Below are 6,057 nucleotides of genomic sequence, written 5' to 3' on the forward strand. Positions count from 1 at the left end.
CTGTAGTGCCCGCTACAGAATTTCGTCAACCCGAGGAGTCCACATGTCCGAGAAGACTTATGTCCAGGAGTACAACGCAGTGGTGGAGGAGATTTCGAAGTACCTCCGGGCCTGCGCCGCGGCCGACAGCTCGCTCATGCGGTCGGCTTTCCACGCTGACGGGGCGATGTTCACCGTTGCCGAGTCCGGGGTGAAGCGTGTCCCCTTCCAGGTGCTGTTCGATGAGGTCGACACCCTCTTCAAGCCGTCGAACCCGAACGCGGCGATCGTCTCCGTGGATATCGTGGGTACCGTCGCCAGCGCGCGAGTCGATTCCGACGATCTCGACGGCTTCCGCTTCAGCGACTTCTTCCACCTGCTCAAGCCGAACGATGAGTGGCAGATCGTGGCGAAAACGTTCCACACCATCTCGACCCCCGCGAGCTGACGTCCCGTCGCACCGGGGCGGCTGTTTGCCTCGGCGCCCTTGCCGGCTTGCTCTGGCAGCACCTTAGGAGCCTTCTTTGTCCGCAACACTTCTCGAGCCCTTCACGATCCGTGGGGTGTCTTTCCGGAACCGCATCGCGATGTCACCCATGTGCATGCACTCGGCGACAGTCGACGGGGTCGCGACTGACTTCCACGTCATGCACTACGGGTCCCGTGCCCTTGGCGGTGCAGGCCTGGTCATGACGGAGACCGCAGCGGTCGCCCCGAACGGCCCGATCGGTCCTGGCGATCTCGGAATCTGGGACGACACGCATATCCCGAGCCTCGGTCGCATCGTCGACGCAGTCCACTTGGTCGGCGGCCGGGTGGGCGTGCAGATCGGCCACGCGGGTCGTCAGCTGGGGCTCCCCGAGCTGACTGCCGTCGCCCCATCCGCGATCGCCTGGGGGCCGGGCTCCCGCGTCCCTGAGGAGCTGACCCATGATGGCATCGCAGAGATCGTCGAAGCATTCCGTTCCGCCACCGTGCGCGCAGTGAAGGCGGGATTCGACGTCATCGAAGTTCACGCCGCCCACGGCTACCTGCTGAACGAATTCCTGTCCCCCATCTCGAACAAACGCACAGACGAGTACGGAGGAGACCATGCAGGGCGGTACCGCATCGTCCGCGAAGTCCTGGACACTGTTCGCGCAGAGTGGAACAGACCGCTATTCGTTCGGATCTCCTCGATCGACTATGTCGAAGGAGGAAACACCCCGGATGACTACATCGCCTTCGGTCGCTGGATGAAGGAGCAGGGCGTCGACCTCATCGACGCCTCCTCGGGTGGCATCGCTCCCGTCAAGGTGTCCTCATTCCCGGGGTTCCAAGTTCCCGCAGCAGAGCTCATTCGTCGAGAGGTCGGCATTCTCACCGGTGCCGTCGGTCGTATCGAGACGGGACAGCAGGCAGAGGACATCCTCCGCAACGGGCGCGCCGACCTTGTATTCGTTGGTCGGGAGATGCTCAAGGACCCATTCTGGGCACGCACTGCAGCTGACGACCTGCGACAGCCGATCCAGCCCCCAGCGCAATACACACGATACGGGTCAGTATGGCAACGCAGCCAACCCCCGCTGCCCGCCGCGCCGCTCGAGGAGACTGTCGCGGCGTGAGCGCCGTCAACTGGACCACCCGGTCGAGCTCCGGATGCTAGCCGGATCGCGAGCGAGTGTCGGACGAACAGCGTTGTGAATTGAGCTCCACCCAGCGCGGCGATCCACCGTTCGGGTCATCGAGGCGGTGCTCCAGAGAGATTCGATGCTCGGTAGCGATCGAACGCCGACCACTGCTGTTCGCTTGCGGATCGGGACGCTGAGGAACGATCTCCGCGCGTAGCGGTCGCGGCCCTCCCAGCCGTCAGGTCCGCGCTACTGGATGGAGCGAGTGAGCCATTGCCGGAGGGATTCGGCGTGCTCGGCGCCGTCGTCCCAGTCGGGTTCGGTGAGTGCCCAGCGGTGCACGAGGCGGGCGGCGACGTCGGTGTGGTGTCCAGCGTCGAGGACCTCGGCGAGCGATTCGGCCTCGGCGAACTGCAGGCTGCACAGCAGCTCGTCCGGGTGGGTGAGGAGTCGGTCGAGGATCTCGGCGAGATGGTCGACAGCTCTTTCCAAGTGATCCCAGGCGACGATGGTGTTCATGATTCAGCTCCTTATGGTGTCTGTTCTTGGCGCCTTTCTGGCAAGTGGCGTCGTGTGCGACCGGAGCGGTGCGCAATGCCGGGACCGTGGAGTAGCGGGCGGAGCGAAGCGGAGGAGCCTACGCGCGAAAGCCCGGCACGGAGCGCCGTGGGAGGAGTTACAATGACCGGCCAGAAAGGCCCTCGGCATCCGGGGACTCCTCCGCGCCTTTAAGCCTGCTCGGTTTCGGCCGCGAGGGCAGTGAGCTGGTCGTTCAGCGCGTCACGGTGTGCCGTGGATCGGCGATCGTGTCTCGGATGATGGTTCGGAGTTGATCGAGGACGTCGGCGTCGCGGCCGAGCAGCGGCGCGAGGCACGAGGTGACGTCCTCATCGATCGTGTAGCCGGGTTCGTCGTGCGGCTTATCGGCGTAGTAGTCCAGGGCGCAGATCGCGACCCGGTACCGGGTCGCCTCGATGTCGGCTCGGTCAACTGGGATCGATTCGCTGTCGCGCCTCGGGTTGAAAGGAGAGCGGAAAGTCGCCTGCCCACACCACCGGCTGCGCCGATCTGGAACACCCTCATGAGAGCCGCTCCTGGTTGCGAGCGTCGCGCCCCTGGTCCGCGCGGTCCACACGAAGGACGAGCTTGCCGCCGACAGATCGATGTTCCAGCCGCGCTATCGCGGCGGCGATGTCGTTCCAGGGAAGAACGCCCACGACCTGGGGATCAAGCACGCCATCCTCAAGAGATGTCAACAGGACCGTGAGATCCGGGCCGAAGGGGTCTGGGTCGTGGAACAGCTCGAATCCGCGCAAAGTGCGCATGGCGCCGTCGTAGAAGTCGCGGACGTCGAAGGTCGTTGGCTCGCCGGAGCTGTTGCCGAAGGCAACAACTGTGCCAGTACTGCTTAGCCGTGCAACCGCCTGCCCAAGGGTTCCGCCCCCGATCGACTCGAGGACGTTGTCGAACGTGCCGGCGAAGTCGCGCAGATCCGCGGCAACGTCATCCGCACCAAGTGCTTCGATCTTTGATGCGTCTGTGTTGCGGCTCACGAGTGCGCAGACATGGCATCCGATGTTCGCCGCCAACTGCACCGCGAGCCGTCCAACGCCCCCGTTCGCGCCGGTGATCAGCATTCGCGAACCCGCGCTCGCACCGGACAGTCGCAGAGTCCGCAGGGCTGTCAGGCCGGCGGTGGCAACAGCAGCTGCGTCCTTGTCCGAGACCGTGTCCGGTATGGAGGCAATCCACTCTGGTTTCACCGAAACCGTCTCGGCCCACGTCCCGCCCTCAGCGACTCCGACCACTCGAGCGCCCTTGCCGATCCCTCCGGGAACGTCGTCGAGAAGAATCCCCGCGAAGTCCCATCCGGGCCGCGTCCCAACAGGCGCCGTGTGGACGAGTCTGGCTTCGCCACGGTTGAGCGAAAAGGCACCTACCCTGACGCGGACGCGGTCGGCGCGAGAATCCGGCGGGGGCCAGTCGCGTAGCTGGACGGTGCCCACCTCATCGACGACAGTCAGCGCGTGCATTTCCAGCCCCTGGTGGTCATCGGGGCGCGTCTATCGAGAGGTACTTGGTCTGGAGATACTCGGCAATGCCGACGTGGCCGCCCTCCCTGCCGTAACCGCTTTGCTTAATGCCGCCGAACGGAGCCGCTACATTCGAGAGAACACCCCGGTTCAGTCCGAGCATCCCGACCTGCAGTCGTTCCGCGATCACCCTCGCCCTGTCGAGGTCCCTCGTGAACAGGTACGCGGCTAGTCCGTACTCCGTCGAGTTCGCCTGCTCGATCAGGTCGTCCTCGTCGGCCCAGGTGACGATCGGGGCGATAGGGCCGAAGATTTCCTCGGTGACAACGCGAGCGTCGCGCGGAACATCTCCGAGGAGCGTTGGGGGAAAGTAGCTGCCGCCGGTGCCCGCAGGAGCCTCACGCCGACTGAGGACCCTCGCGCCCCGGGCGACCGCGTCATCAACAAGCTCCTGAAGCGCGTATGCCGAGCGCTGATCGATGATCGGGCCAACTGTGGAATCCGCGTGGTACCCCGGTCCGACAACAATCGCCTCGAACCGCGAGCGAATCTGGTCGGTGAAGGTCTCGACGACGTCCTCGTGCACGTAGAACACGTTCGCTGCAGTGCACGCCTCGCCGTTGTTGCGGAGCTTCGCCTTCATCGCCTCATCGACGGCATGAGGTATGTCGGCATCCGCACAGACGATCAGGGGCGCATTGCCACCGAGTTCCATCGACACGCGCAGCACTTGGTCCGCCGATTGGCGGATGAGCTGTTTTCCGACCTCGGTGGAGCCGGTGAAGGAGATCTTTCGCAGCCGCGGATCTGCCATGAGGGCGGCGACCGTCCCCGATGAGTTGGACGTGGGAATCACCGAGAGCACGCCCGCTGGCAAACCTGATTCGATGAGGATGGCGGCGAGGGCGTTCATCGACAGAGGAGTCAGTCCGGCCGGCTTCACAATCACGGGGCACCCTGCAGCCAGGGCGGGTCCGATCTTCCTGGTTCCCATCGCGAGGGGAAAATTCCATGGCGTGACCAGCAGGCACGGTCCGACTGGCTGCTGGATGGTCACAATGCGTGTGTCACCGGTGGGGGAATGGGTTGTACTGCCGCCGAAGCGAACGGCCTCCTCAGCGAACCATCGCAGGAACTCGGCTCCGTAGGAGATCTCCGCCTCGGACTCGGCGAGCGGCTTCCCCATCTCGAGTGTCATGAGAAGCGCGAGGTCGGTGCGCCGCTCAAGGATCAGCTCGTATGCCCGACGCAAGATGTCGGCGCGCTCTCGCGCTGGCGTGGCCGCCCAGGCATCCTGCACGCGCACCGCGGAGTCGAGGGCGGCGATCGCATCAGCGACCGACGCGTCTGCGAGGGTCGCGATGGTGTCGCCTGTGGCCGGGTCGTGGACCTCGAACTCGGCACCGGTGGAGGCGGGCCTGAATTCATTGTCGATGAGGATGCCGGTGGGCGCGTGTGCGAGCGCCGCCTGGAAGTCGATTGTCATGAAGCGTCTCTCTGGTCGGGAGTTCGAGTGGGATCGTCGAGTGTGGCAAGCGCCCAAGCGAGGTGATTCGCAAAGGCAGGGGGATTCTCCGCATGAGGAAAGTGGCCGAGCTCAGGCATGTCGTGGTACATCGCCCCGGGAATCAGCGATGCAAGTTCCCTGGTGGCCGCCGACGGCACCGTGTAGTCATAGGACCCGGACATCAACACGATCGGAGGCGTACTATCGCCGAACTTCGGCTGCACGTTGTCGAGGTCCCAGCAGGTTGTGTAGTAGGTGATGTCGCGCTCGTACACGGCGTAGCCACCTTGCGAATAGCCCCACCACACCCGGTCGCGATCATTCTGCGGCGAGTGCGGTGACATGAGGCCCATCGTCCATTCCGGGACGAAAAGCGCCTGATTCACGCGGGGGCTTCGCAGCCAAGCGTTGTGACGGTTCCCCACTCGCGGACCGACCTGGCAGCCGATAGCGGCCGCGATCACATTCGGATGGCGCGCGGCGACCTCGACGACGGCGGCGCCGGCCATGGAGGCTCCGACGAGCACAGGCGCTTCTTCGAGTTCGAGCGCCTTGATCACTGCTGCGACACAATCGGCGTAGCTCTCACTTGTCAGGGAGTAGTCGAGTGACCCAAGACCCTCCGCCGGGCCTGATTTGCCGTGCCAGGGAAGGTCGAAGGCGATGAGGCGTCGGTCTGGGAATTGGTCTGCGAGGGAAAACAGGCCGTGATACTGGCTGCTGTCCGCACCTGCAGTGTGGAGGAACAGGACGGGGCGCCCCTCCCCTACGCACTCGACGTAGACATCACAGGGTCCCCATGGCTGCACATCGACGCGGACGTATCGTCCACGAATCGCTGAGAGATCGCGGGGTTGGGCATCGACCGACTCGCGATCCACGATCACTTCGATCAGACGTCGGACGAGGTGAAGGTGCTGTGCGAAAG

6 protein-coding genes are annotated in these 6,057 nt (G+C 64.5%); 2 read left to right on the plus strand and 4 right to left on the minus strand.

The genetic code is table 11. The features are described from left to right. The first annotated feature begins 43 nt into the window (after positions 1 to 43). On the plus strand, positions 44 to 427 hold the full coding sequence (locus tag AC1DP3_RS01875) for a nuclear transport factor 2 family protein (protein ID WP_477290702.1): 384 nt from the start codon (positions 44 to 46) through the stop codon (positions 425 to 427). A gap of 76 nt (positions 428 to 503) precedes the next feature. Further along, on the plus strand, positions 504 to 1,583 hold the full coding sequence (gene namA / locus AC1DP3_RS01880; RefSeq protein ID WP_477290704.1) for an NADPH dehydrogenase NamA: 1,080 nt from the start codon (positions 504 to 506) through the stop codon (positions 1,581 to 1,583). A gap of 255 nt (positions 1,584 to 1,838) precedes the next feature. Here the strand turns inward: namA and AC1DP3_RS01885 are convergent, their stop codons facing one another. The 4 genes from AC1DP3_RS01885 to AC1DP3_RS01900 all read right to left on the minus strand — a co-directional run. Then, a complete protein-coding gene (locus tag AC1DP3_RS01885) occupies positions 1,839 to 2,108 on the minus strand; it encodes a hypothetical protein (protein ID WP_477290706.1) in 270 nt (89 codons plus the stop codon). A 560-nt stretch (positions 2,109 to 2,668) separates the two neighbouring features. Beyond that, positions 2,669 to 3,397, minus strand: coding sequence for a zinc-binding dehydrogenase (locus AC1DP3_RS01890; RefSeq protein ID WP_477290708.1), 729 nt, complete (start codon positions 3,395 to 3,397; stop codon positions 2,669 to 2,671). A 241-nt stretch (positions 3,398 to 3,638) separates the two neighbouring features. After that, the gene (locus tag AC1DP3_RS01895; RefSeq protein WP_477290710.1) at positions 3,639 to 5,108 is read right to left on the minus strand and encodes an NAD-dependent succinate-semialdehyde dehydrogenase; all 1,470 of its coding nucleotides are present in this window, start codon (positions 5,106 to 5,108) and stop codon (positions 3,639 to 3,641) included. Further along, on the minus strand, positions 5,105 to 6,057 hold a 953-nt coding region (locus tag AC1DP3_RS01900; RefSeq protein ID WP_477290712.1), incomplete at its 5' end, for an alpha/beta fold hydrolase. The genes AC1DP3_RS01900 and AC1DP3_RS01895, both read right to left, overlap by 4 nt.

It is taken from the genome of Microbacterium sp. P5_B6, assembly GCF_056400345.1.